We start from the raw sequence: 25040 nt of genomic DNA, 5'->3' as shown, positions 1-25040 counted from the left end.
GGATTGAGAGGTTTAGCTCCTGCCCTGCCCGGAAGCTCGCCCGAGGCCCGGAGGTTCCCCTGATGCCACGCGCAGGAAAAGTTGCCATCACCGACACGACGCTGCGGGACGCCCACCAGTCCCTAATCGCGACGCGCATGCGGACAGAGGACATGCTCACGCTCGCGCGCCTCATCGACGACGTCGGGTTCTTCTCCGTCGAGGCGTGGGGCGGGGCGACGTTCGACTCGGCCATCCGTTACCTCGCGGAGGACCCGTGGGACCGCCTCAGGATGCTGAAAGAGGAGCTGCGCAGGACGCCGGTCCAGATGCTCCTCCGGGGCCAGAACCTCGTAGGGTACCGCCACTACCCCGACGACGTCGTGGACAGGTTCGTGGACGCGGCCCACAGGAACGGCGTGGACATCTTCCGCGTCTTTGACGCACTCAACGACATACGGAACATGACGCGGGCGATGAAGCGGGTGAAGGAGACGGGGGCCCACCTCCAGGGCACGATATGCTACACGACGAGCCCCGTCCACTCAAACGAGCTCTTCGCGCAGATGGCAGAGGAGCTCGCCGCCCTCGACTGCGACTCCATATGCATCAAGGACATGGCGGGCCTCATCATGCCGGCGGCGGCGCACGACCTCGTGACGCGGATCAAGGAGAGGGTCGACCTCCCGCTCGACCTCCACTGCCACTGCACGAGCGGGATCGCGCCGATGAGCTACCAGGCCGCGATCGAGGCGGGGGTCGACATCCTCGACACCGCGATGTCGCCGTTCTCGATGGGGACTTCCCAGCCCCCGACCGAGAGCGTGGTCGCGTCGCTTTCGGGCACGCCGAGGGACACCGGGATTGACCTGCACAAGCTGCGGGCCGTCCGGAACGAGTGCCAGAGGATCCGGGAGAAGTACGCGGGGATCCTCGACCCCATCTCCGAGCGGATCGATTCCGACGTCCTCCTCTACCAGCTGCCCGGCGGGATGATCTCGAACCTCGTCTCCCAGTTGAAGGAGCAGGACGCGCTCGACAAGCTCGAGGCGGTCTTCGAGGAGATCCCGCGGGTGCGGCGCGACCTCGGGTACCCGCCGCTCGTCACCCCGACCTCCCAGATCGTGGGGACGCAGGCGGTCTTCAACGTCATCCTCGGGGGCGAGCGGTACAGGAACGTCACGAACGAGGTGAAGGACTACGTCCGCGGCCTTTACGGGCGGCCGCCGGGGCCGATCCCCGAGGAGATTAAGAAGAAGATCATCGGGGACGAGCCCGTGATCACGGTGCGGCCGGCAGACCTCCTCGAGCCCGCCTACGAGAAGATGCGGGCACAGGCCATCGCCGAGGGCTTCGTCAGGAAGGAGGAGGACGTCCTCACCTACATCCTGTACCCGGCGATCGCCCCCGCCTTCCTCCGGGGCGAGAAGAAGCCCGAGGAGATCCCGGCAAAGAAACAGGCCGCGCCCGCGGTCCCGGCGCTCCCGCACGCGATGGAGGTCGAGGTGGACGGCGAGGTCTTCTCGGTGCGGATCCTCTCGGTCGGGGGGAGCGCGATCGTCCAGGCGATGCCCTCCCCGCAGGGGAAGATCCCGCGGGGCGACATCCCCGGCGGGATAAAGGCTCACATGCAGGGAATGGTCCTCAAGATCCTCGCGAGCAGGGGTGCCCGCGTGAAGAAGGGCGACACCCTCCTCGTGCTCGAGGCGATGAAGATGGAGAACCCGATCCACAGCCCCGTCGACGGGAAGGTGGAGGAGATCTTCGTCGACCAGGGCGACGTGGTCCAGAGCGGGGACGTGCTCATGGTGGTAAAGTGACGTACTTCGAGAAGATCCTCGTCGCGAACCGCGGGGAGATCGCGATCCGGGTGATGCGGGCCTGCAGGGAGCTCGGGATAGAGACGGTCGCGATCTACTCGACCGTGGACGCGGAAGCCCTCCACGTGAAGTACGCGGACGAGGCGTTCCTCGTCGGCGAGGCGCCGCCTGCGAAGAGCTACCTCAACATGGAGCGGATCGTGGACATCGCCCGGAAGTCCGGGGCCGAGGCGATCCACCCCGGCTACGGGTTCCTCGCCGAGAACCACAGGTTCGCGAAGCTCTGCGAGGAGGAGGGGATCGTCTTCATCGGGCCCTCGTGGAAGTCCATCCGGGCGATGGGGTCCAAGGTCGAGTCCAAGCAGATGATGCGCAGGGCGGGCGTCCCCGTACTCCCGGGAACCGAGGGCGGGATCTCGGACCCGGACGAGGCGTGCGAGGTCGCGGCCGGGATCGGGTACCCCGTCATCGTGAAGGCGAGCGCCGGGGGCGGGGGGATCGGCATGCAGATCGCGAGGGACGAATCCCAGCTCCGGTCCGCGATCGAGGCGGGGCAGCGATTGGCCCAGTCGGCGTTCGGGGACCCGACGGTCTTCATCGAGAAGTACCTCGAGAAACCGCGGCACATCGAGTTCCAGGTCATCGCCGACGAGCATGGCCACGTCCTCCACCTCTACGACCGCGAGTGCTCGATCCAGAGGCGCCACCAGAAGCTCGTGGAGGAGGCCCCCTGCCCGATCATGACGCCCGAGCTGCGCGAGCGGATGGCGGCCTCCGCGATCGCGGTCGCGAGGGCCTCGGACTACACGAACGCGGGGACGGTCGAGTTCCTGTACGCCGACGGGAACTACTACTTCATGGAGATGAACACGCGCCTGCAGGTGGAGCACACGGTGACGGAACTCATCACGGGCAGGGACCTCGTGAAGCTCCAGATCGCGGTCGCGGCGGGCGAGGCGCTCCCGTTCGACCAGGAGGACGTCACGATCCGGGGCCACGCGATCGAGTGCCGGATCAACGCCGAGGACCCGCTCAACAACTTCACCGCGGACCCGGGCAAGATCCTCAAGTACCGCTCGCCCGGCGGCCCCGGCATCCGCGTCGACTCGGGGATCCACATGGGGTACTCCATCCCGCCGACGTACGACTCGATGATCGCGAAGCTCTGCGCGTGGGGTGCCGACCGGAACGAGGCGATCGCCCGGATGCGGAGGGCGATCTACGAGTACGTCATCATCGGGGTGAAGACGACGCTCCCCCTCCACCACGCGATCATGCACAACCCGCACTTCGTCCGGGGCGAGACGCACACCCACTTCCTCGAGGAGGAGCACATGACAAAGACGCTCCCCCGGTACGTCCGCGAGGAGGAGGCGCGGATGCAGACGCTCGCCGCGTCCCTCCGGCAGGGCAAGCAGGTCGCGGCCATCGCGGGGGCCGTCGCCGCCTACCTCCACGGGCAGGGGGGGAAGTGAGCGGGAAAAACCCCCGACGCTTTTTACCGCGGAAACAGAACCTTTAAGAGCGTGCACCGCGTCACTATTATGCACTTTCCGTTGCGCTGCGGTGGCCTAGCTGGTTAGGGCGCCAGACTCATAGGGTTTTGAGCAGGAGACAAACGCCCATCATCTGAGATATCTGGAGGTCGTGGGTTCGGATCCCACCCGCAGCACTCCCTTTTGGATCGCGTGCGAAAAGCGATGGAGTATTTCCCTTCCCGCCCCCTGCCGGTCCTCCCCGACGCGCGGCGCGTCCCCCTAGACCACGCCGAAGTCCCCGTACGGCGTCGCGTACCCCTCCGCGATGATCGCCGCCCCGACGAGCGGGGCGTCCCCGCCGAGGCCCGAGAGGACCATCTCCGGGACGTCGAGGAACCTGTCGACCTCGGAGGGGAGCGGGTCGAGGAGGAGGTCTGCATTGTGCCGCACCACCGACCCATCGAAGACGACGAGCTCGGGGTCGTACGCGACGATGACGTCCGAGACGCCGCGGGCATTGATCCGGACGAGGTCGCGGACGAACCGGAGGACGTCGTCGTCCCCATGCCGGGCGGACGCGAAGATGTCGCGGGCATTCCCGGGTCCCCAGTGCGGTCTCCCGTGGTAGCGGCACCACTGGGAAAAGAACGAGGGGAGGAACCTCCCCGAGGAGTAGGCCTCCCAGTGGCCGCGGTGGCCGCAGCTGCAGGAGAGGTCGTAGGTATCGTCCACGTGGAGGTGGCCGATCTCGACCGCGCTGCCCGACCTGCCGAGGAGGACCCTCCCGTTCTCGTAGACGCCGCCGCCTATCCCGGTCGAGAGGGTGACGTACACGACGTTGTCCCTCCCGCGGGCGGCACCCGCGGAAAGCTCGCCGAGGAGCCCCGCGTGGCAGTCGTTGACCATCCGGACCGGGACGCCGAACTCCCGCGAGAGGGCATCGCAGAGGGGGACGTCGCGGACCGCCATGTTCGGCGGGTTCTTCAGGATTCCCCGGCGGATGTCGACCGGGCCCGCGACCGAGAGCCCTATCGCGCCGATCTCCCCCCGGGTGCCCTTCGCGGCCTTGCGCGCGATGCGCGCGAGGAACGAGACGAGGGCGGCGGGGTCGGGCGTGCCGGAGGGCGTCTTCTCCTCGACCTTCTCCCCTGCCCGCGAGCCGTCCCGGAAGACCGCCGCACGCGTCCGGGTCGCCCCGAGGTCGACAGCGATGACAAGCCCCATGGATCCCGTGTTCTCTTTCGTGGATGATGAAGGTATGCGGGTCCCCTCGCTCCCCTCGGCAACGGTTCCTGCCCCCCAGCGGGCCGGGACAATCCCGGTGACTATAAGCCGTGGACCGGCCATCTCCCTTGGTACAGATTCCCGGAATGGTTCCCCTTGTCCGCGGCCGGCATGACCCACAGCATGATCGGGGATTACCTGACGCTCTTTGCGGCAACGGAGATCTTCATCTTCGTCTTCATGGAGATCGCCACGAAATTAGGGCCCGTCAGGAACGTGATCGTCAAGAAAGGAACGTTCCAGGATCACTCCATTTTCATTGGGATCTTCGGTGCATTCTCCATATTCGGGACGTACATCGGGATCCAGGGGGTTTTTGGGGCCATCACCAACATCCGGGATCTCTCCCCCATCGTCGCGGGGCTCGTCGCGGGCCCCTACGCCGGGCTCGCCGTCGGGCTCGTCGGCGGGCTGCACCGCCTCGCGCTGGGCGGGATCTCCTGCGTCGCCTGTTCCCTCGCCACGGTCCTCTCCGGGCTGATCGCGGGGCTCGTGCACAGGTTCAAGGGGGGGGCGGATCATCGGCATCGTCCCCGCGATCGGGCTTGGCGTCCTCATGGAGTGCCTCCACGCCGGTATCGGGCTCGCGCTCATCCGGCCGTTCCCGGCGGCGGTGGAGATCGTCACCACCTCCGTCCCGCAGATGCTGATCGCAGTCTCCCTCGGTGTCGGGATCGCGATCATCATCGTCCAGGACGTGCTCCGGGAGGAGGCGTGGGAATCCGCGAGGAGGAACGATTGAGCGACAGGGAACTGCCGGGGATCTCCCGGGGACACGGACGGTGCACCCTCCCCCCGCGTCTCCCGTGCACCGGCGGGTAAAAGTTAACACAAGACTCGCGGGACCCGCGATCCGGTGCTCCCGGGATGCATCCGGCCCGTTTTACGCCCTCTCCTGGCGCCGGGTGAAGAGGTCCTTGTACACGTTCGCGACCCAGGGGTCGCCCCTCGTCTCCCACGGGTCCTGCTGGTCCTCGGGATCATCGAGCTCGCGCGCGATCTCTGCCCAGGTATCGTCCGCCATCGTCCTCCTCACGCTCAGGGGGAGGTTTGTCCCCCCCGCTCTTATCTCCTTCGTCCCCGTCCCGCGGGAGCGACGTGGAGAGCGCCCTCGCCTCCTCCCGGAGCAACGCGACGGCACGCAGGAGGCCTTCCGTTTCCGACGGCGGCCACCCGAGGTCGCCCCAGTCCCGCCGAGAGAGCTCTTCCAGCGTGATCTCTACCGCGGCGAGATTCGCCCGGACAGCCCGGGAGGTGGGGACCGCGCCCGTGTCGGGGGGGATGCCGAGCCGGTCCACCTCCTCCGCGAGGCGTTCCCGGAGCGCCCGCACGCCGAGGCACAGCCTCTCGCGGCTCGCCGCGGGGATGTCCGGGACGTAGTGCCGGAAGGCAGCGTGGCCGCGGGTCTCCTCCCCGAGCGCCTCCTCGGTGCGGGAGAGGAGCGCGTCGATGTACTGGAGCGCCCCCGCGAGGACCCGCGCCCCGTTATTCCCGCGATTCACGACGTCGCCGCCGCGGGAGACCCCGTCACCTGACGAATGCCTTCCTCCCGGCGTAGCGGGCCCCCGTCCCCATCTCCTCCTCGATCCTGAGGAGCTGGTTGTACTTCTCGACGCGCTCGCCCCGCGCGGGGGCACCGGTCTTGAGGTGCCCCGTGCCCATCGCGACCGAGAAGTCGGAGATGAACGTGTCCACCGTCTCGCCGCTCCTGTGCGAGACCATCGCGCCCCAGCCGCGGGAGTGCGCGAGCGCGACGGCCGCGACCGTCTCCGTCACCGTCCCCACCTGGTTGGGCTTGATGAGGACCGCGTTTGCGACCCCTTCTGCGATCCCCCTCGCGATCCGCGAGACGTTCGTCACGAAGAGGTCGTCGCCGACGAGCTCGACCCGGTCCCCGAGCCTGCGGGTGAGCTCCTTCCAGCCCTCCCAGTCGTCCTCGGAGAGGCCGTCCTCGATCACGACGACCGGGTAGCGGGAGACGAGCTCGGCGTAGTAGTCGACCATCTCGCCGGAGGAGAGCTCCCTCCCCTCCGTCCTGAGCACGTAGCGGCCGCCCTCGCAAAACCCGCTCGAGGCAGGGTCGAGCGCAAAGCCGATCTCCCGGCCCGGCGTGTAGCCCGCCTCCTCGATCGCGCGGGCCATGAGCGCGAGCGGTTCCTCGTTCGACCTGACCGCCGGCGCAAAGCCCCCCTCGTCGCCGATCCCCGTGCTGTAGCCCTCCGCCTTGAGGATCTCCTTCAGCGTGTGGTAGGTCTCGCTCCCGTACCGGAGAGCCTCGGAGAAGCTCGGGGCGCCGTACGGGACGATCATGTACTCCTGGAAGTCGGGGCCCTGCCAGTTCGCGTGGACGCCGCCGTTCATGATGTTCATCATCGGGACGGGCATCACGGCCTTCCCGGGTTCCCCGAGGTACCGCCAGAGGCTCTCCCCCCGTGCCGCCGCCGCGGCCCTCGCGACCGCCATCGAGACCGCGAGGATGGCGTTTGCCCCGAGGGAGGCCTTGTTGCCCGTCCCGTCGAGCGCAATCATCCTGCCGTCGACCGCCCGCTGGTCCGCGGCGTCCATCCCCGCGAGAGCGGGGGCGATCTTCCCGTTCACGTTGGCGACCGCCCGCCGCACTCCCTTCCCGCGGTACCGGTCCTTCTCGCCGTCCCGCAGCTCGACGGCCTCGTGGGTCCCCGTCGATGCTCCCGAGGGGCTCGCCGCCCTCCCCGCCGCGCCGCACGCGAGACGGACGTCCACCTCGACCGTCGGGTTCCCGCGGGAGTCGAGGATCTCGCGGGCGAAGATCCGCTCTATCCGTGTGTCAGCCAATGGTCTCCTCCCCTCACATGTACGGTGCGATTCCCGCATAATCCCATCTGCCCCGGGAGATAGCGTCGAGGAGGGCGAGGGACTCCGCTGCCCGCGCCGTCGCCTCGAGCGTGGGGATGCCGCCAAAGATCGAGCGGGAGAAACCGCCCGACGGGTGGGCGCACCGGAGGACGAAGTCCCTGCACGCCTCCCCCCAGCGCGGGCCCTCCCCGAGGAGGAGGGAGAGGCGGATGCCGGCGTGCACGTGCTCGAGGTACGCGGGCCTCGACCCCGGCCGCGGGAGGAACCCAAACGAGGCGTCGGCGCAGGACGCGAGGAATCCCGCGACGTCCGGGACGGCGTCCTCCCCGCAGACCGCCGCGAGGATCTCTGCCGCCATCCGCGTGTCAGGGAGGGTTGCCGTCGGGAACCCGAATCCCCCGTCCCCCGACCGGAACGAGAGGACGGCCGACGCGACCCTCTCCCTCGTCTCCCGCGAAAGCTCGATTCCGTGCACCGCGACGAGGGACGCCCACGCGTGGAGGGGCTCGAAGATTGAGAGCGACTCCGCAACGCGCGTCCGCGGGTCGGGGACCGGGAGTGACCGGAGGATGTACGCGGAAGGGTCGCGGCGCGGGCGGGCCCCGAGCAGCCCGAGCGCTCCCCCCGCATAGAGAGCCGCGGCGAGGGAGGGGTACGACCCGTCCGGTGCCTGCAGTTCGTGGAGGAACCGCACCGTCTCGTGGTCGCCGGGTATTTCGCCCGCGAGGGAGAGGACGTGGAGCGCAAAGCACGTGTCCGCGGCGTTCGGCTCATCCAGCCGGAAGAAGCAGTACCCCCCGGAGGGGCACCGGCGCTCCCTCGCGTACCCCGCGGCGCGGGCGAGGATGGCGGGAGTCTCCCCGCCCCGGGCGACCGCTGTCCCGCGCGCCATCATATTCACGGGGGGGCGGGGGAGAGGGCGGCGACGAGGTCGCCGAGGGCGCGGGACGCGTCCCGGAGGGTGCGGAGCCGCCCCTCCACCTCCCCCGCCCTCTCCCTCCTCTGCCGGTAGGCTGCCTCGATCGCCCCCCGCGTCGCGTCGATCGTCCGGGCGAACTCCTCGTCGATCTCCCGCGAGAAGACGCGGAACGCGGCGTCGATGTTCTGGAGGGTCGCCCACCGGAGGTTCTCGACGTTCTGGACGACGAGCGCGTGGATCTCGCGTGCGACCCTGTCGCGGAGTCTCTTCTCCCGCAGGGACCGGGGGAGTGCGCGGTCGACGAGGTCGGGCGAGATCATGCCGAGCATCCCTGACCACGTCCTGCGCGAGACCCAGTAGGGCTCGCGGGCGAGGACGATCGGGGAACCCGCCGAGGGCGGGTGGTGGGGAATCTCGAAGATCGCCGATGCCGCGACCCTGACTGACTCGGCGAGGGCGTCGGCCCTCTCGCGGTGGGCCGAGAGGACCGCGATCATCTCGCGGTCGAACCGCGCGGTGACCTCGCCGAGGGCGTGCTCGAAGTAGACCGGGATCTCCGCCGCGATCGCGTTCTCGACGGCCCGGGCATCGGGGTCCCCCCCGGGCGGGATCGCACCGGCCGCGACGGCCGAGAGGTGCCTCTCCGCGTCCTCCCGCAGCCGCGCGCACTCCTCCTCGAGGAGGGAGACGACCCTCCTGTGGTCCCCGGCGAGGAGATCCTGCGTCTGCTGCCTCTGCCGCTCCGCCTCCGCGACCTTCGCCGCGAAGAGGGCAAGCCTCCTCTCGAGGTCGGAGATCGGCATCCCGAGCGACTTTTCCTCGAGGCCGACGCGGAGCGAGACGTCGTGGAGCACGTCGAGCGCCTTCTTCCGCACCGCCTCGGAGAGGACGCGGGTCTTCTCGCGGGCGAGGAAGTCGACGAGGTGGGCGGTGATGGCGGGAAGTCCGCTCTCGGAGAGGAGCGCCTCGTCCCCCGCAATCCGGGCGGCGAGCGCCTGCCTCGCGGAGACCGGAAAGACCGTGACGTCCCCCGCGATCCCCGCCTTCTCGGCGAGGACCCTGCGGAGGAACGCAATCACCTCCTCCCTCTCCCGCGGCGTCAGGTAGTCGACCTTGTTCAGCACGAAGAAGAGCCGCGCGACCTTCTCCCGGACGTGGGCGAGGAAGTCGCACTCGACCTCGGTGATCGGGGGATCGGCCGAGACGATGAAGAGCGCCGCGTCGCACTGGGGGAGGAAGTTGAGCGTCATCTCGGTGTTGTGCCGGTGCGTCGAGCCTATCCCCGGCGTGTCGACGAGGACGACGTCCCGCAGGATGGGCGCGGGGTGGGTGATCTCGACGGTCGCGATCCCGAGCCTGTTCCTCGGGTTTGCCTCCTCGGAGACGTACACGAGGAGGACACGGTTCATCTCCGCGGGCGAGGTGCAGGGGATGACCTTCTCCTCGCCGCTCCCCTCGAAGTGGACGTGGACGGCACGCTCCTCCCCGTGCCGGATGAACGTCGGGATCGCGGTGAGCGGGATGACGGAGCTTGGGAGGATGTCTTCCCCGAGCATCGCGTTGAGGAGCGTGCTCTTCCCCCGCTTGAACTGCCCGAGGACGGCAAGCTGGAACCTCCCCGCCGCGAGCCTCTCCACGAGGTGGGAGAGTGCCCTCTCCTGCGGCTCCATCGCGGGCCCAAGGTCGCGGAGGAGGGAGACGGCACTGCAAAGGAGGTCGGGGAGTTGTGGGGGAGACGGGGGGGAAACGGGACCCGCCGCGGGCGGGTCGGGCGCTCGTTCCGGAACCTGGCCGTGCATGATACTCCTTCCTGTGGGTCTCGTTCTTCCAGTCGCGAATCAAGAGTAGGAGTTATCAGCAGGAGAGGGATCTGCAGGGCCTGCGGTTAGAAGGTGAACTCCATCACCCGAGTGTATCCGTAAATTCTCGTGCAGGACACGATAAAATTTCTGCCCCGCAACGCGTCGCCCGCGCCGCCTTGCAGACGACGTGGGAGTCCGTCTCCCCCCGGATCACCCCCGCGAGGGCGGGGACGGCCCTTTGGGAACGAATCCTCCCGGGGACCTCGAATCGCGATCATCCTGTGCTCCCGAACGGGGGGTGAGACGGCAGAGACCAGCCTCTCCTCGTGCGCGAGGGGGGAATCGGAGGCGGTGCCGTGCCCGCACGCCGGGCACACCTCCACCGGCCGGGGGGACTCGTGCGAGCACCGGGGACAGAACCACGTCGTGACAGTCACACCACGGCCACCTCTCCCCGTAATTTCTCTCCCCGCGGGGCATTACGGTTCGGTGCCGCGCGGGAGAGGCCTCCCCCTCGCCGTGCGGGCCTCACCGGGTTTTCGCCCGGAAAAAAGGACTGTTGGTGTGTGTTCCCCTGTCGGACAGATGGAGTAAGGAGGATGGGAGAGCCCCTAGATCTCTTTTGCCGCGAGCTCGACGTCCTCTTCCTTGATGGTCTTTCTCCCGGCGTGCATCGCGAACTTCGTCGCCTTCTTGACGAGTTCGGCGAGGTATTCTTCAGACTTTGCGACGAGTGCAGTCGCGGCGTCGCTTCCCACGCGTTCTGCACCGCTCTTCTTCGCAATCCTGACAACTGCTGCAAGAGGTAAATCTGCCACCTTGATCACCTCATTTGAATAGGGGCACGGAGAGTATTTATATATTACTCTCGAACCGGCCCTGTAAAGGGCATCTCCGGCGCGGGACACGGATATCAGGGTCGCGGTCTGCACGCCCAGACACCCTAAAGATATATATTTGTGGGAATTATATATAGAGAATATATTTATTCTTGTAAACTTTTATATAGCAAGGGAGCAAGTCCCCTTCATGCGAGAACTGCAGGTGGGCCTCGACAGGGAGGGGAGTCGCGCACCCCCGCGCGGGAGGTGGACCCGCGGCGCGGCGCACCCCGCGGCGGAACCGCGGGCGGACGAGTACCCGGTCATCAGGGTCGGGAACGCGCGTTTCCTCGTGAGGACGGCGGACCGCGCGCTGGCCGAGGAGCTCGTCCGCGTCGCGGGGATCCTCGAGGGGTCTCCGCGCTCCGAGGTCGCCTTCACGAACAGGCTCTTTGAGTACACGGCGCAGGGGAGACTCGCCCCGTGGGCGTGGCAGCGCGAGCCGTCCGGGACCGGCTGAGAACGCGGGATCCCTCCCTCTCCTCTCCCTTCCCCCGGAGCGCGAGGAACCGTGCCCTCGACTCTGCCGCCTCCTCCATCCTCCCCAGTTTTTGGAGGGCGAGGGCCCTGTTGTGCCATGCCTTCGCGTAGGCGCCATCGATCGAGAGCGCCCTGTCGTACATCTCGACCGCCCTCTCGTACTGGCCTGCCCTGAAGAACGCGTTCCCCTGCTCGAGGTACCCCTTCTTCTCCTCGTCCCGCGGGACCTCCGGCCGGGAAGGCGGTGTCACCACCGCGGCGGGAACGCTGTCCGGGTACCGGAACCCGCACTCCTTGCAGTAGAAGACCTCCCGCGGGTTGCCCGTCCCGCACCGCGGGCAGGGCTTCCGCGGCGGCTCCTCCCTCCTCGATAAGAGCCCCCGGAGTCCCGAGAGGAGGGACGGCCGGCTCACCGTCCCCCTTCCCCTCTCCTTGCCCCATCCAATGGCGGGAAATGCCATGCCTCTATTGTAAAGGGCGGGAAAATATAATGCTATCGTGTGTAATATATAGAAATTATAGAGGCCCTACACCTTTTCCTCGACGAGGAAGTTCATCACGGCCTCGGAGATGTCCCCCGCGTACTCGCCGGAGCGGCGGATGCTCTCGGTGATGGAGCGGACCGCGACCGTGACCTCCGGCTCGTGGCCCATCGCGATCCTGTTCAGCTCGTTGCAGAGCTCCTCGAGGCGCTCGACCTGCTCGATGTTCTGGTGGGACTCCCTGATGTCCGCCTTGAAGTACGCGGTGATGCTCCGGTCAAAGAGGGAGAGGGCGAGCCTGCTCGCCTCCCGCATCTGCGAGAGGGTGGGCTTGTCGAGCGCGTGGCCCGCCATCCCAAGGAGGCTCTCTGCCCACCGGACGGCGTGGTCCCCGATTCTCTCGATGATGCGGCTGATGATGTACGCGTTCATGACCGCGTGGGCATTCGTCCCCATCCTCCGCGCTATCTCGGGATTCTTCAGCGCGATGCTGGTCTGGCGCGAAATCAGCCAGTGGAGCCTGTCCACGTCGCTGTCCCTCGAGATGATCTCCTCCGCGAGCGTCGCGTTCCCCGTTTCGGTCGCGGCCATCGCGTCGAGGTGCATGTTCTTCACGATCACGTACATCCGCTTGAGGGTGTTGTCAAAGGGCATCTCCATCGGGTTGAGGAGGTCGCGCAGGACGATCCGGTTGTCGGTCTCCTCGACGATCTCGGGGCCTATCGTCATCTGGGTGAAGTCCCGGACGATCAGCCCGATCGACGGGGGGAGGCGGGCCTTTGAGGAGAGCTCGATCGTCGTGAACCCCGCGATGTAGATCCCGATCAGGAGGCGGAAGAGGTACTTGGGGTCGTTGACCGCCGTGACGTCGATCTTCTTCGTCCGCGAGATGGGCTTCTCGTGGATCTCCTTCGTGACGAGGAGCGTCCCGTCGCTCTGGACGACCAGTCCCAGCGGCTCGTTCTTCCCAATCTTCTGGGCCATGACCCACTCCTTGGGGAGGGTGATCACGTACGACGACCCCCCCGTGATCTGGACCTTCCGGATCTCCATCTCCTCCACATCCGCGGGGCGTGACTATATCACTCTATTTTATTACATAGAGTATATGTAGGCATATATTTTTCTTCGGAAAACGGTATAAGAAAACAATCCTTTATTTATTCCCAAGAATGCGGATTCCCCTCTTTCGCTCCATCCCCCGTGGCCGTCCCGTTCGCGGTGCCGGGACGGGAAGCGGCGTTCCCTGTCGCGGGCAGGCGAGCCCGCAGGGGGTGCCCGCGTGACCGGGTCGCCGATCATCAGGGTGAGGGATCTTGACCTCTTCTACGGCGAGCAGCAGGCGCTCAAGAAGGTGAACATGGACGTCCTCGACCGGAAGGTCACCGCGCTCATCGGGCCCTCGGGCTGCGGGAAGTCGACCCTGATCCGGTGCTTCAATAGGATGAACGACCTCGTGGAGGGGTGCAGGATCACGGGGACCGTCGAGTTCCACGGCGAGAACATCTACGGCAAGAAGGTCGACCCCGTCGAGATCCGGCGGCGCATCGGGATGGTCTTCCAGAAGCCGAACCCCTTCCCGAAGTCCATCTTCGAGAACGTCGCGTACGGCCCGCGGATCCACGGCGTGAAGGACAGGGGGGAGCTCAACCGGATCGTCGAGAGGAGCCTGCGGAAGGCGGCACTCTGGGACGAGGTGAAGGACCGGCTCCACCAGTCCGCGATGAGCCTCTCGGGCGGCCAGCAGCAGCGCCTCTGCATCGCGCGGACGCTCGCGGTGGACCCCGAGGTCATCCTCATGGACGAGCCCTGCTCGGCGCTCGACCCCCTCGCCACCGCGAAGATCGAGGCCCTGATCAACGAGCTGAAACAGAACTACTGCGTCATCATCGTGACGCACAACATGCAGCAGGCATCCCGCGTGAGCGACTACACGGGGTTCATGTACCTCGGGGAGATGCTCGAGTTCGTGGAGACCACGCAGATCTTCGAGTCCCCGCAGAACCCCATCACCGAGAACTACATCACGGGGAGGTTCGGGTAGGGATGCGGGGAGGGGGGCACTCCCTCCCCGGGGAGGGGAATGCGAAGAGATCCGTCGTCTTCGTCTGCGCCTACAACTCGGTCAGGTCCCCTATGGCAGAAGGGATCCTCCGGCACCTCTACGGGGACGTGTACGACGTCACGTCCGCGGGGATCGCGCCCTCGGGGCTCCACCCGCTCGCCCGCACCGTGATGGCGGAGAGGGGCATCGACATCTCGCGGCACAGGTCGCGCTCCGTGATGGAACTGCGGGACCGGACGTTTGACTACGTGGTGACCCTCTGCGACGACGTCAAGTACAGGTGCACCCTCCCCCTCCACGGCATCCGGGTCATCCACCGGCCGTTCGTGACGCCGCAGGAGTGCGAGGCGGATCCTTCCCTCGTCGTCGGGCGGTTCCGGGCTCTCCGCGACGAGATATGGGTCTTCGTCGAGCGGACGTTCTGGCCCCTGCCGCGGCGGGAGGAGGGGGACCCTTGAGCGAAAGGGAGCCATTTATCAGCCCCGGGGGAGATTTCTCTTCCATTATCTCCGGAGGCCGCGGGGAGTGAGCGGGGGCGTGCGGGGGAAAAGGAGCGAGAAGGGCGGCGCGCGGGGAATCTCCCTCGACGACCCCTCCCTCTTCATCAACCGAGAGGTGAGCTGGCTCGAGTTCACATCGCGCGTGCTCGCGGAGGCGTGCGACGAGTCCCACCCCCTCCTCGAGAGGGTGAAGTTCCTCTCGCTCGCGGGGAGCAACCTCGACGAGTTCTTCATGATCCGCGTCTCGGGCCTGCGGCGGCAGCAGAAGGCCGGTGCCCTCGAGCGCCCCCCCGACGGGCTCTCCCCGGGGGAGCAGCTTTCGGTGGTCCGGGAGTTCGTCGACAGGCTCTCGCGGGAGTTCATCTCCTGCTGGCACGGGAGGCTCGTTCCCGCCCTCGAGTCGGAGGGGATATTCATCCGCCGGTACGCGGACCTCCCGGAGCAGGACAGGGCGGGGCTGAGGGAGAGGTTCGAGAGGAAGATCGCGCCCGTCCTCACCCCGCTCGCGTTCGACGCGACGCACCCCTTCCCCTTCATCTCCAACCTCTCCCTCAACCTCGCCGTCGTCCTGCAGGACCCCAAAAAAGGCAGGCTTTTCTCGCGCATCAAGGTCCCGGTCTCCCTCTTCTCGCGGTTCGTCCCGGTAAGGGAGCGCGGCGTGGCTGACGGCACGGGGAAGGCCGAGTTCGTCCTCCTCGAGGACCTCGTCGCCTCGAACCTCGACCTCCTCTTCTGCGGCCTGCCGGTCGTCGCGGTCTACCCCTTCCGCGTCACGCGCGACGCGGACATCGAGATCCGCGAGGACGAGGCCTCCGACCTCCTCGTCGCGGTCGAGGAGAGCATGGAGGCGCGGAGGATGGGCTTCCCCATCCGGCTCGAGATCGACGAGAGGGCGCCGCGGGACATCTGCGGGACGATCGCCCACAAGCTCGACCTCCCCGAGTCCCTCGTCTTCTCCCTGCCCGGTCCCCTCGGGTTCGCCGACTTCATGGAACTCGTGGGTATCCAGAGGCCCGACCTGCGCGACCCCCCGTTCCTCCCCGCCGTCCCCCCCGTCTTCTCGCTCGAGAAGAACATCTTCACCGCACTGCGGCGGCGCGAGGTCATCCTCTACCACCCGTACGAGAGCTTCATCCCGGTGATCACGTTCCTCGAGCAGGCGGCAACCGATCCCGACGTCCTCGCGATCAAGATCACGCTCTACCGGATCGACGCGCGGTCGCCCCTCATCGACTCCCTCATCGAGGCGCGGCAGAACGGCAAGCAGGTCGCCGCGGTCGTCGAGCTGAAGGCGAGGTTCGACGAGGAGAGGAACATCCTCTGGGCGCGGGCGCTGGAGCGGGCGGGGGTCCACATCGTGTACGGCCTCCACGGGCTGAAGGTCCACGGGAAGGTCTGCATGGTGATCAGGAGGGAGGGCGACGAGATCGTCCGGTACGTCCACATGAGCAGCGGGAACTACAACGCGACGACCGCGCGGTCGTACGCGGACATCGGTTTCTTCACGACCGACCCCGCGATAGGGGCGGACGTGACCGACCTCTTCAACATGCTCACGGGGTACTCGAGGGTCCGGAGGTTCCGGTCCATCCTCGTCGCCCCGATCACCATGCGGGAAGGGCTCATCGCGAGGATACGCAGGGAGATAGAGCGGCACGAGGCGCACGGCGACGGGGCGCTCACGTTCAAGGTGAACGGCATAGAGGACAAGGAGGTGATCCAGTGGCTCTACAGGGCCTCGATGGCGGGCGTCCGCGTGAGGCTCGACGTCCGGGGGATCTGCTGCCTCCGGCCGGGGATCCCGGGCGTCTCCGAGAACATCAGGGTGACGTCCATCGTGGGGAGGTTCCTCGAGCACGCCCGGATCTACCACTTCCGCAACGGGGGCGAGGACGAGGTCCTCCTCGGGAGCGCCGACCTCCGGCCGAGGAACCTCGACAGGAGGGTCGAGATCCTCTTCCCGGTCCGGGACCCGGCCCTGAAGGAGGTGATCCTCGGGACGTTCCTCTCCCTCCACGTCCGGGACAACCAGAAGGCGTGGGAGCTCCTCCCCGACGGGACGTACAGGAAGGTCGTGCCCGGGGAGGGCGAGGAGCCCGTCAATTCGCAGGAGTGGCTCCTCTCGCACAGGGGGTCGTGGCAGCACCATGGGAACTGACGCGGACCCAATGGCCTTTGAGGCGGGACCGGCCACGCTCCCCGCGCCGGCGGCGGCGCCCGGCACCCCGCGCGAGAAGGTCGTCGGGTTCATCGACATCGGCACGAATTCCGTGCGCGTCCTCGTCGTCCGGATAAGTCCCGACTACATGTTCACGGTCCTCTCGCGGCAGAAGGAGCACGTGCGGCTGGGCGAGGGGGAGTTCTCGGGGAGCGGCGAGCTGCGGGCCGACGCGATTGAGAGGACCGTCCTCGTCTGCAGGCACTTCGCGGAGCTCGCGCGGTCGTTTGGCGCGCGGGAGATCGTCGCGGTCGCGACCGCGGCAACGAGGGAGGCGAGGAACCGGAACGTCCTGATCGAGAGGGTGAAGCGGGAGGCGGGACTCGACGTCCGGGTCATCCCGGGGAAGGAGGAGGCGAGGCTCACGTACCTCGGCGTCTCCAGCGGGATGTCGCTAGGGGAGAAGACGGCGGTCTTCATCGACATCGGGGGCGGGAGCACGGAGATCGCGATAGGCAACCAGCACGAGTTCTTCTTCCTCGACAGCCTGAAGCTCGGGGCGCTGCGGGTGAGCACGATCTTCCCCGCCGAGAGGGACGGGCGCGTGGGCAAAAAGACCTACGCTGCCATGAGGGCGTACATCGACGAGAGGCTGATAGAGGTCGCCCAGGCGGCGCGGGCGTACAGGATCGAGCTCGGCGTGGGGAGCTCGGGGACGATCGAGAACCTCGCCGCGATGGCGCACAAGGTCTTTTCCAACGGCAACCCGAGGGAGAACGGCACCCCCCTCACCCTCACCGACCTCCGCCGCCTGATCGGGATTCTCCGGGCAGCGACGACGGAGGAGCGGAAGGAGATCCCGGGGATGAACCCCGAGCGGGCCGACATCATCGTCGGGGGCGCGGCGATCCTCGAGGCGCTGATGGAGGCGTTCGGCCTCTCCGAGATCCGGGCCTCCGACCGCGGGCTCCGGGACGGGCTGCTCGTCGACTACCTGCGCAGGGAGGAGGGGCTCCCCACGTTCCACCGGATGCCGGTCAGGCACACGAGCGTGGTGCGGCTCGCCCGGCTCTTCCGGGTGGACGAGTCCCACGCGAACACGATCGTCCGGCTCGCGCTCGCCCTCTTTGACAGCGCGAGGGAGGCGGGCCTCCACGATCTCGGGCCCGACATGAGGGAGATCCTCCAGTACGCGGCGATCCTCCACGACGTCGGGACGTACCTCTCGTACGAGAACCACGAGATGCACTCGTACTACATCATCCGCAACGGCGCGCTCCTCGGCTTCTCGGAGCAGGAGATCGCGATGATCGCGTACGTGGCGCGGTACCACAGGAAGTACCTCTCCCAGAAGCACGCCCGGCAGATCGCGGAGCTCGATCCCCCGGCGCGGGAGGCCGTCCGGATCCTCGCAAATCTCCTCTGCCTCGCAAACAGCCTCGACCGGAGCCACACCGGCGTGATACGGGACGCGCGCATCCGGCCCGGCGACCGGAACACCGCGGTCATCGAGCTCCTCGCGGCGGACGGCTGCGCGCTCGAGCTCTGGGGCCTCGAGCTCCACAGGAAGGACTTCGAGAGGACGTTCCAGAGGGAACTCCGGGTCGTCGTCCGTTCCCCGCGGGAGCCCGCGGGGGAAGGGGGCGGTGCCTGAAGACCGGGGGATGGCATCCCTGCACGCCGGCCTATAGAGTCTCCGTGCATCCCCGGAGATGCTTCCATATCCCGCGGCGTGGAAACGGGTAAAGGCTCTTATACCCCCTCGGGGAGAGGGAGAGGTGACGCCTGAAGACCACGCCGTCCTCAGGGCAGGGAGCGGATGACAGAGAAGAGCCAGATTATCCAGGAACTGGGACAGGGCGACCTGCTCGTCCCGTCGATCGTGAACGCGGCCCTCGCCGCGAACGAGAGGGTGAAGTACTGCTTCACCCTCCTGCAGAACGCGCGGAGCCACGCCGACCAGCCCGACGTCGAGCACAGCAACCTGCGCAAGGAGCGCGAGCTCTCCGGGATAGACAACCCCCTCCTCGACACCGTGACCGAGGGGACGCGGAAGGTCGGCGAGGACCTGTACCACGTCCCCATGCTCGACGAGATCCTCGCGCTCGTGCGCAGGTCCATGGAGGAGATGATGGCACCCCTCGCGGACTCGCGGGACGCGAAGGGCACCCCCTTCCGGGAGAGGCTCGATGCCCTCCTCCGGGAGCTCCCCGCCGGGGAATCGGGGACGATCCGGGGGAGCACGATCGACTCCCTCACGAGGGGCGACAGGGCAGGGGGGAGGGACAGCCTCCACCTCCTCGTGATGGACCTCCACCGGGCGCTCAACGAGCTCCAGGCGCGGCTCTGCACCGAGAATATCGACGGCGCGAAGACGTACCTCCTCACAGACGCGGAGAGGCCGCGGGTGCGGGCGTTCATGGCCGGCGTCAACCGGACCTCTCCCCTGCGGTTCGGGCACCCCGGCCTCGGGACGACGGCCACGCTCTCGGGGGGGAAGCTCGTGATCCAGAACGACATCGGCCTCACCGACGCCCACGTCCTCGTCGTCACGGTCGAGGGGCTCGTCGTCCACATCACGTACACGGACATCCACATCCAGCGTCTCCAGTTCTTCCAGAGCCTCTTTGACGCGTACCCAGTCGAGTGGGCTGACACGCTCACGAGGGCGGCGGGGAGGAAGATGGAGAAGAACGTGTACCACCTCTCGGTCGGGACGTTCCGGGCGGCCGACACGCGGGAACTGGACACATTCCTCGAGTTCCTCGGGTCGCGGATCGTCTTCCTCATCGACTGGAACAGGGCGAGGAAGCGGCTGCGCAACTTCGTCCCGAACAGCGAGGCGATCGGGATCCTCCGGTGGGCCGCGGAGAGGGAACTGGGGCACATCGCGTTCCTCGAGCTCGGGGGCGACCGGCTCATCTACGAGGCCCTCGAGATGGCGGCGGGTGCGTCCCTCCGGTACGGCGAGCCTCTCTACCAGGTCATCGGCCTCGAGAAGACCATCCAGTTCCTCCACTTCGTCCTCGAGGTCGCGTCCCGCGGCCTCCTCTCCGGGACGTCCGTCCACCTCCTGAAGGACGAGATCAGGGCAGAGCTCCTCCAGTACTTCCGCTCCGCGCAGGAGAACGTGATGGACCTCTGCGCGACCCACGTGAGCTACGCGATCGAGATAGGGGCGGTCCTCCAGGAGTCGCTCCTCTCCATCCAGCAGGGGGGCGACCCGGAGGGGATCGCGCGGAACGCGAGGAGGGCGAAGAAGTGGGAGCGGCAGGCCGACGAGATCGTGAACAAGGTGAGGGCGCTCTCCGCGAGGATCGAGGACGCGGCCTACTACGCCGACCTCATCTTCATCGCCGACGACGTCGCGGACTTCCTCGAGGAGGCGGTCTTCTACACGACCCTCGTCCCCCGCAACCCCGACGCCCAGCCGGTCCTCGAGGAGATCGCGAAGATGGCCCACCTCTCCCTCAAGGGCTGTCGGAGCTACCTCCGGGCACTCGTCGCGGCGCAGGACTACCACAGGACGAACCTGCGCGAGGACCTGCAGGAGTTCCTCAAGGCCGTCGACGAGGTGTACAGCATCGAGCGGCTCGCGGACGATGCCCTGCGGAACACGGAGAGGGTGATCTACGAGAAGAGCACGAATTTCAAGGAGTTCCGGCTCGCGCTCGAGATCTCGGCGAACATCGAGGAGGCGACGAACTCCCTCATGCGCGCGGCGATGACCATGAGGGACAGGATCCTCGAGCGGATGAACAGGTGAGGGGGGGGGAGCGCGATGGCAGGAGAATGCCCCCGGATGGTGGTCTTCGGGCCGGGGATCACGGCGCACGTCCCGGCCGCGGAGTTCGGGAACAAGGCCTCCATCGTCGCGGCGATGGCGAACATCGGGATCCCGGTTCCCCCCGGGTTCTCGCTCCACGTCTCGGTCTGCGAGGAGTACTTCAGGGAGGATAGGAGGCTCCCTGCCGACGTCCCCGACCTCCTGCGGACCGGGATGCAGTGGATCGAGAAATCGATGGGCCTCGCGTTCGGGAGCTCGCGCCGGCCCCTCCTCGTCTCGGTCCGGTCGGGTGCGCCCGTCACGATGCCGGGCGTGATGGACACGGTCCTCAACGTCGGGCTCACGCGCGAGACGGTGCGGGGGCTCGTCCTCCAGAGCGGCAACCCGCGCTTCGCGTGGGACTCGTACAGGCGGTTCATCGAGCAGTTCGCGACGACGGTTTGCGGGCACGACCACCGGACCTACAGGGAGATCGTGCGCGAGTACATGGACCGCGAGGGGGTCGCGGACGAGGCGGCGCTCGATTTCGCCTCCCTGCAGGAGATCGCGTCCCAGTTCGAGAGGGTCTTCCAGCGGAAGGAGGGGCGGCGGTTCCCCGACGACGTGTACGAGCAGCTGGCGCGCGCGACAGAAGCGGTCCTCGCCTCGTGGATGAACCCCCGGGCGGAGCAGTACCGCCGGATCCACCGCATCACGGATGCACGGGGGACCGCGGTGACCGTGCAGGCGATGGTCTTTGGGAACCTCGGGGCCGCGTCCGGGGCGGGCGTCGCCTTCTCCCGGAACCCGTGGACGGGGGAACCGGGGCTCCTCGTCGACTTCAAGTTCGGGGCGCAGGGCGAGGACGTCGTCTCGGGCGAGGGGAGCGGCGTGACGCAGGAGGAGTTCCGCCGCCGCCTCCCCGCGGAGCACGCGGCGCTGCAGGGGATCGCCTCCCTCCTCGAGCGGGAGTTCCGCGACATGCAGGACATCGAGTTCACGATACAGGAGGGATCGCTCTATATTCTCCAGAGCAGGGCGGGGAAACGGGCACCCTACGCCGCGCTCCGCATCGCGGTCGACATGGAGAGGGAGGGGATCGTGACGCGGGAGGAGGCGCTCCGGATGCTCGAGGGGATCGACGTCGAGGGGATCGTGCTGCGGCGGGTCCGGGCGACGGAGCCGCCTGTCGCGGTCGGGGTCTCGGCGTCGCTCGGGGTCGCGTGCGGGATGATCGCCCTCTCCGCCGACAGGGCCGTCCAGTTCTCGCAGGAGGGGAAGGACGCGATCCTCGTCCGGGAGACGGCGACCCCCGACGACATCCAGGGGATCGACGCGTCCCTCGGGATCCTCACCGCGCGCGGTGCCCGGACCTCCCACGCGGCCGTCGTCGCCCGCCAGTTGGGGAAGGTCTGCATCGTCGCGTGCAGGGACCTCCGGATCGACATGGCACGGAGGGCCTGCAGGTTCCGGGATACCGTCCTCTACGAGGGGGACCGGATCACCCTCGACGGGGAGACCGGGGCCGTGTACGCGGGGGCGGTGGCGGTCGTCCACGAGAGGCCCGAGGACCTCATCCGGACGGTGCGGTCGTGGAGGGCGGGGCGGGGTAACTAGCGGCCGGACCCCCTTTGCCCCGCGGCCGCCGTCCCGTCATTCCCCGCACAGGAGGGAGGGAGAGACGAGCCACTCGAGCGTCCCCGACGTCCCGCCGTCCGGGTCGATACCCGCGACGCGGGCAACACCGCCCTTCGCGAGCGCAACGCGGAGGGTCCAGTTCCCGCAGACGAGGAGCGAGAGGATGCCGGAGAGCTGGGGCTCGTGCCCGACGATCGCCCCCGTGCTCCCCGCGGGCATCCGGGAGACCCGGGAAAGGACCGCGGATGGCTCGTGCCCGGGAAAGAGCTCGTCCCACTCCTCGACTTCCCCGGGGATCCCCCACTTCCCCGCGACGATCTCCGCGGTCTCCCTCGCGCGGGGGAGAGGGCTCGTCGCGATCCAGTCCGGCGGGGGAGCGGTGGCCGAGAGCCACTTCGCGACGGCGCGGACCTCCTTCCTCCCCCCCTTCATGAGGGTCCGCTCGCTGTCCGCAGAGGGGTCCCCGACCCTCTTCCCTGCCTTCCCGTGGCGCACGATGTAGAGATCCATCGGGAGAGATGACACGCGGGAGAGGTGATGAAATTTTCCGGGGCCTCCCTTTCTCTATATTTATCCGATATCAATATAGTGTATAGAATAAATCTATTTATTTCCGTGCATCGAAGGGGATCGCAGGATGTATCGCCCCGCGGAGAGAGACGAGCGCGCCGTCTCGGTCATCGTCGGCACCCTGATGCTCATCCTCGTCACCGTGACCGCGGCTGCGGGCCTCGCCGTGATGGTCTCCCAGATGCAGAAGGAGGAGATGAACCGGCAGACGCACCAGGCGGCCGTGAAGAACGAGCTCCTGAAGATCAACGGGATCCGGCCGGTGTACAACGAGACGACGGTCCCGAGGAGGAGGAGCATCATCACCGTCATCCCGGCGACGAGCCGGAACTCCGGTGACGACGAGAGTGCGAGAGATGAAAGGGGGTGGTGAAAAAGGGCATGGTGAGTCTGGCAGGTCCCGCTCTCTCCTCCGCGTGGAGACGGCGCATCAGCAGTGACCCGGGGGCCACACTGCAGTTTTAGGGGACTGGTGTCTGGCTCTCTGGATCCCTGGGGCTGCATGATGTCCGGGAAAACAGTGGGCAGGACGGGATATAGATTTTCGTACATGGGAATATAGAGGGAATAGACCACTATCGAGGCGAAAGCACCTGCGGGATCCCGGCCGGCGTTCCCAGCCGACAACGCTCCCCCACAGGTCTCCTCCCCGCGCCTGCCCGAACGGGACGCGCGATGCCCCGTGCATTCTGCGCCACAGCGGCATGGCGGGGCACTTCACTCTCCTGCCGGTTCCCTCGCTCCTGCCGTTCTCTTCAGCCAGACGAATGCGCCGAGCGCGGCGGCCTGCATCGCGGTGCAGTAGGAAAAGAGGAGGGAGAGGGCCGCGTCGTAGAGCGCCCCGCAGGCAACGCTCCCCGCGAACCAGGCCCCGCCGTAGATCGTGTTGAAGACGCCGTAGGCGAATCCCCGCTTCCGGACCGACGTGAGGTCCGCGAGGGCCGCCCGCAGCACGGTCTCCTGCCCACCCATCGAGATCCCCCAGAGGACCGCGGCGGCGAGCGCCCCCCAGTAACCGCCGGAGAACGCGAGGGGCGCGATGGGGATGTTCACGAGCGGGACGAGGACGAGGACGGGCAGGCCCGCCCTGTCATACAGCCTCCCGAGGAGGAGCCCGCAGAGCGCGTCGGTCGCCATCGCGACGGCGTAGAAGACGGGTATCTGGACCTCGGGGACTGTTCCCGTCGCGCCGAGGTGGAAAGCGACCAGCGGGAAGACGAGGAAACCCGCCATCGTGAGCGCGGTGAAGACGCCGTAGGGGAGCATCACCCGCGGGAACCGCTCATCGCCGGCCACCGCCGCAGCTGCCGGCGCCTCGAGCGACGCGGGGTCGGTGACACTCCGCCGGGCAAGCGCGAGGGCCGCAACGAGCAGGACGAACGGGACGGCCATGAGGGCAAATCCCTCCCCGTACCCGCCGTAAAGGGCGATCGACGCGGAGAAGGCGAGCGGTCCCGCGACCGCGCCGACCTGGTCCATCGCCTCGTGGATCCCGAATCCCCACCCCCTCCCCACCCGGTGCGCGGCGTGCGAGAGGATCGCGTCCTTCGCGGGCGACCGGATCGCCTTCCCCAGCCGCTCGGCGAGGAGGAGGACGACGGCGACCTGCCACGATCCCGCGAAGACGAGGAGGGGGATCGCGCCGACCATCAGGTACCCCGCGGTCGCGAGCGTCCAGTACCTGCCCGTCCTGTCCGCGAGGTAGCCTGACGCGAGGCGGACCGCGTACCCGATGAACTCGCCGAGGCCCGCGACCCACGCGACCGTGAACGCCGAGGCCCCCAGCGCGAGGAGGAACGGGCCGGAGACAGACCGCGCCCCCTCGTACACGATGTCCCCGCAGAGGCTGACGACCCCGAGGAGGAGGATGACCCGGAGCGCAACCGGCATCTCGCGGAACCTCACCGTCTCCCCTCCGACCGGCACATGGGAATACCGTGGGACGCGCGCGCACAAATACCATGGCAATGGAGACTACGGAGTCCTATTGACACGCACGGGGGAACGTTGCGGTCATCCTGCCGCGAGGGGAGAGACGGACCATGTCACTCCGGCCGTACATCGAGGTGGGAGGAGCGATCTTCCTCGTCCTTGTCGCGACGACCGTCATCGTCCCCGAGGTTGGTTGCTCCACGGGCCTCGACACCTCGCCCTCCAACGCGGGCGTCGCGGTTGAGGGAATCCCGCTCGGGTGCGGGCTCTCGATGGCACTCCCCGGGAGGGAGGGGGATGGACATCCTCCGCGATCCCGGGGAATGCGGGGTCACGTCCCAGACTGTCCTCGCCGCTCTCATCGCGGGCGCGCCCGCGGCCCCCGAAGGTGCAGTGGGGACCTGCCCTGCGAAGATCTCCAAGTCCCTCCCCGCCGACGGGAAACTCCTCC

General features: G+C 67.6%; 24 protein-coding genes, 1 tRNA gene and 1 riboswitch. Of the genes, 12 read left to right on the top strand and 13 right to left on the bottom strand.

Annotated elements, in window-relative coordinates; genetic code table 11:
* The first annotated feature begins 62 nt into the window (after window positions 1-62).
* From oadA to QFX32_05560, 3 genes are all read left to right on the top strand, one after another.
* Window positions 63-1799, top strand: a complete 1737-nt coding sequence (gene oadA / locus QFX32_05570) for a sodium-extruding oxaloacetate decarboxylase subunit alpha (GenBank protein MDI9633511.1) — start codon at window positions 63-65, stop codon at window positions 1797-1799.
* A complete protein-coding gene (locus tag QFX32_05565; protein MDI9633510.1) occupies window positions 1796-3274 on the top strand; it encodes an acetyl-CoA carboxylase biotin carboxylase subunit in 1479 nt (492 codons plus the stop codon). The genes oadA and QFX32_05565 overlap by 4 nt, the downstream gene beginning before the upstream one ends.
* Before the next feature lie 85 nt (window positions 3275-3359).
* A tRNA-Met gene (locus tag QFX32_05560) sits at window positions 3360-3471 on the top strand.
* Between the two features lie 85 nt (window positions 3472-3556).
* On the opposite strand, the gene QFX32_05555 is transcribed toward QFX32_05560, so the two are convergent.
* Together QFX32_05555 and QFX32_05550 are read right to left on the bottom strand one after the other, a co-directional pair.
* Complete coding sequence (locus tag QFX32_05555; GenBank protein MDI9633509.1) at window positions 3557-4501, bottom strand: ROK family protein; 945 nt, start codon at window positions 4499-4501, stop codon at window positions 3557-3559.
* A 437-nt stretch (window positions 4502-4938) separates the two neighbouring features.
* The gene (locus tag QFX32_05550) at window positions 4939-5067 is read right to left on the bottom strand and encodes a hypothetical protein (GenBank protein ID MDI9633508.1); all 129 of its coding nucleotides are present in this window, start codon (window positions 5065-5067) and stop codon (window positions 4939-4941) included.
* A gap of 20 nt (window positions 5068-5087) precedes the next feature.
* Here QFX32_05550 and QFX32_05545 point away from each other — a divergent pair, with 20 nt between their 5' ends.
* Entirely contained in the window at window positions 5088-5303 is a 216-nt protein-coding gene (locus tag QFX32_05545; protein MDI9633507.1) for a LytS/YhcK type 5TM receptor domain-containing protein, read from the top strand.
* A gap of 141 nt (window positions 5304-5444) precedes the next feature.
* Here the strand turns inward: QFX32_05545 and QFX32_05540 are convergent, their stop codons facing one another.
* The 6 genes from QFX32_05540 to QFX32_05515 all read right to left on the bottom strand — a co-directional run bounded on the left by QFX32_05540 (window position 5445) and on the right by QFX32_05515 (window position 10935).
* Window positions 5445-5585 carry a hypothetical protein gene (locus QFX32_05540; protein ID MDI9633506.1) on the bottom strand — a complete coding sequence of 47 codons (141 nt, stop codon included), beginning with the start codon at window positions 5583-5585 and terminating at the stop codon, window positions 5445-5447.
* A complete protein-coding gene (locus QFX32_05535) occupies window positions 5542-6063 on the bottom strand; it encodes a hypothetical protein (protein ID MDI9633505.1) in 522 nt (173 codons plus the stop codon). Before QFX32_05535 ends, QFX32_05540 begins: the two co-directional genes overlap by 44 nt.
* Before the next feature lie 25 nt (window positions 6064-6088).
* The gene (eno, locus tag QFX32_05530; GenBank protein ID MDI9633504.1) at window positions 6089-7375 is read right to left on the bottom strand and encodes a phosphopyruvate hydratase; all 1287 of its coding nucleotides are present in this window, start codon (window positions 7373-7375) and stop codon (window positions 6089-6091) included.
* Between the two features lie 13 nt (window positions 7376-7388).
* The gene (locus tag QFX32_05525; GenBank protein MDI9633503.1) at window positions 7389-8288 is read right to left on the bottom strand and encodes a prenyltransferase/squalene oxidase repeat-containing protein; all 900 of its coding nucleotides are present in this window, start codon (window positions 8286-8288) and stop codon (window positions 7389-7391) included.
* A 5-nt stretch (window positions 8289-8293) separates the two neighbouring features.
* Window positions 8294-10114, bottom strand: a complete 1821-nt coding sequence (locus tag QFX32_05520) for a dynamin family protein (protein MDI9633502.1) — start codon at window positions 10112-10114, stop codon at window positions 8294-8296.
* Window positions 10115-10153: 39 nt separating this feature from the next.
* A riboswitch (Fluoride riboswitch) is annotated at window positions 10154-10231 on the bottom strand.
* A 497-nt stretch (window positions 10232-10728) separates the two neighbouring features.
* A complete protein-coding gene (locus QFX32_05515; protein MDI9633501.1) occupies window positions 10729-10935 on the bottom strand; it encodes an NFYB/HAP3 family transcription factor subunit in 207 nt (68 codons plus the stop codon).
* Between the two features lie 211 nt (window positions 10936-11146).
* Here QFX32_05515 and QFX32_05510 point away from each other — a divergent pair, with 211 nt between their 5' ends.
* Window positions 11147-11458 (top strand): hypothetical protein, encoded by a 312-nt coding sequence (locus QFX32_05510; GenBank protein ID MDI9633500.1) that lies wholly within the window; start codon window positions 11147-11149, stop codon window positions 11456-11458.
* Here QFX32_05510 and QFX32_05505 read toward each other — a convergent pair.
* The gene (locus QFX32_05505) at window positions 11376-11939 is read right to left on the bottom strand and encodes a tetratricopeptide repeat protein (protein ID MDI9633499.1); all 564 of its coding nucleotides are present in this window, start codon (window positions 11937-11939) and stop codon (window positions 11376-11378) included. The genes QFX32_05510 and QFX32_05505 overlap by 83 nt on opposite strands.
* A 66-nt stretch (window positions 11940-12005) precedes the next feature.
* The gene (locus QFX32_05500) at window positions 12006-13013 is read right to left on the bottom strand and encodes a PhoU domain-containing protein (GenBank protein ID MDI9633498.1); all 1008 of its coding nucleotides are present in this window, start codon (window positions 13011-13013) and stop codon (window positions 12006-12008) included.
* 229 nt (window positions 13014-13242) lie between these two features.
* On the opposite strand from QFX32_05500, the gene pstB reads away from it, so the two are divergent.
* From pstB to QFX32_05470, 6 genes are all read left to right on the top strand, one after another.
* The gene (gene pstB / locus QFX32_05495; protein MDI9633497.1) at window positions 13243-14004 is read left to right on the top strand and encodes a phosphate ABC transporter ATP-binding protein PstB; all 762 of its coding nucleotides are present in this window, start codon (window positions 13243-13245) and stop codon (window positions 14002-14004) included.
* A gap of 2 nt (window positions 14005-14006) precedes the next feature.
* Window positions 14007-14483, top strand: coding sequence for an arsenate reductase ArsC (locus tag QFX32_05490; GenBank protein MDI9633496.1), 477 nt, complete (start codon window positions 14007-14009; stop codon window positions 14481-14483).
* A 79-nt stretch (window positions 14484-14562) separates the two neighbouring features.
* Entirely contained in the window at window positions 14563-16683 is a 2121-nt protein-coding gene (gene ppk1, locus QFX32_05485) for a polyphosphate kinase 1 (protein ID MDI9633495.1), read from the top strand.
* Window positions 16673-18337 carry a Ppx/GppA phosphatase family protein gene (locus QFX32_05480; GenBank protein ID MDI9633494.1) on the top strand — a complete coding sequence of 555 codons (1665 nt, stop codon included), beginning with the start codon at window positions 16673-16675 and terminating at the stop codon, window positions 18335-18337. The genes ppk1 and QFX32_05480 overlap by 11 nt, the downstream gene beginning before the upstream one ends.
* 165 nt (window positions 18338-18502) lie before the next feature.
* On the top strand, window positions 18503-20449 hold the full coding sequence (locus QFX32_05475; GenBank protein MDI9633493.1) for a DUF47 family protein: 1947 nt from the start codon (window positions 18503-18505) through the stop codon (window positions 20447-20449).
* Window positions 20450-20464: 15 nt separating this feature from the next.
* Window positions 20465-22066: a PEP/pyruvate-binding domain-containing protein gene (locus QFX32_05470; GenBank protein MDI9633492.1), complete on the top strand. Its 1602-nt coding sequence runs from the start codon at window positions 20465-20467 to the stop codon at window positions 22064-22066.
* A 36-nt stretch (window positions 22067-22102) separates the two neighbouring features.
* On the opposite strand, the gene sixA is transcribed toward QFX32_05470, so the two are convergent.
* Complete coding sequence (gene sixA / locus QFX32_05465; protein MDI9633491.1) at window positions 22103-22597, bottom strand: phosphohistidine phosphatase SixA; 495 nt, start codon at window positions 22595-22597, stop codon at window positions 22103-22105.
* Window positions 22598-22724: 127 nt separating this feature from the next.
* Here sixA and QFX32_05460 point away from each other — a divergent pair, with 127 nt between their 5' ends.
* Window positions 22725-23030: a hypothetical protein gene (locus QFX32_05460; GenBank protein ID MDI9633490.1), complete on the top strand. Its 306-nt coding sequence runs from the start codon at window positions 22725-22727 to the stop codon at window positions 23028-23030.
* A gap of 344 nt (window positions 23031-23374) precedes the next feature.
* On the opposite strand, the gene QFX32_05455 is transcribed toward QFX32_05460, so the two are convergent.
* Entirely contained in the window at window positions 23375-24562 is a 1188-nt protein-coding gene (locus QFX32_05455; GenBank protein MDI9633489.1) for an MFS transporter, read from the bottom strand.
* A 140-nt stretch (window positions 24563-24702) separates the two neighbouring features.
* Window positions 24703-25011 carry a hypothetical protein gene (locus QFX32_05450; GenBank protein ID MDI9633488.1) on the bottom strand — a complete coding sequence of 103 codons (309 nt, stop codon included), beginning with the start codon at window positions 25009-25011 and terminating at the stop codon, window positions 24703-24705.
* Window positions 25012-25040: the final 29 nt, after the last annotated feature.

Source organism: Methanolinea sp. (assembly GCA_030055515.1).
In the GTDB taxonomy this organism is placed as follows: Archaea; Halobacteriota; Methanomicrobia; order Methanomicrobiales; family Methanospirillaceae; genus Methanolinea_A.
This window is presented reverse-complemented; position numbering and strand designations above follow the sequence as displayed.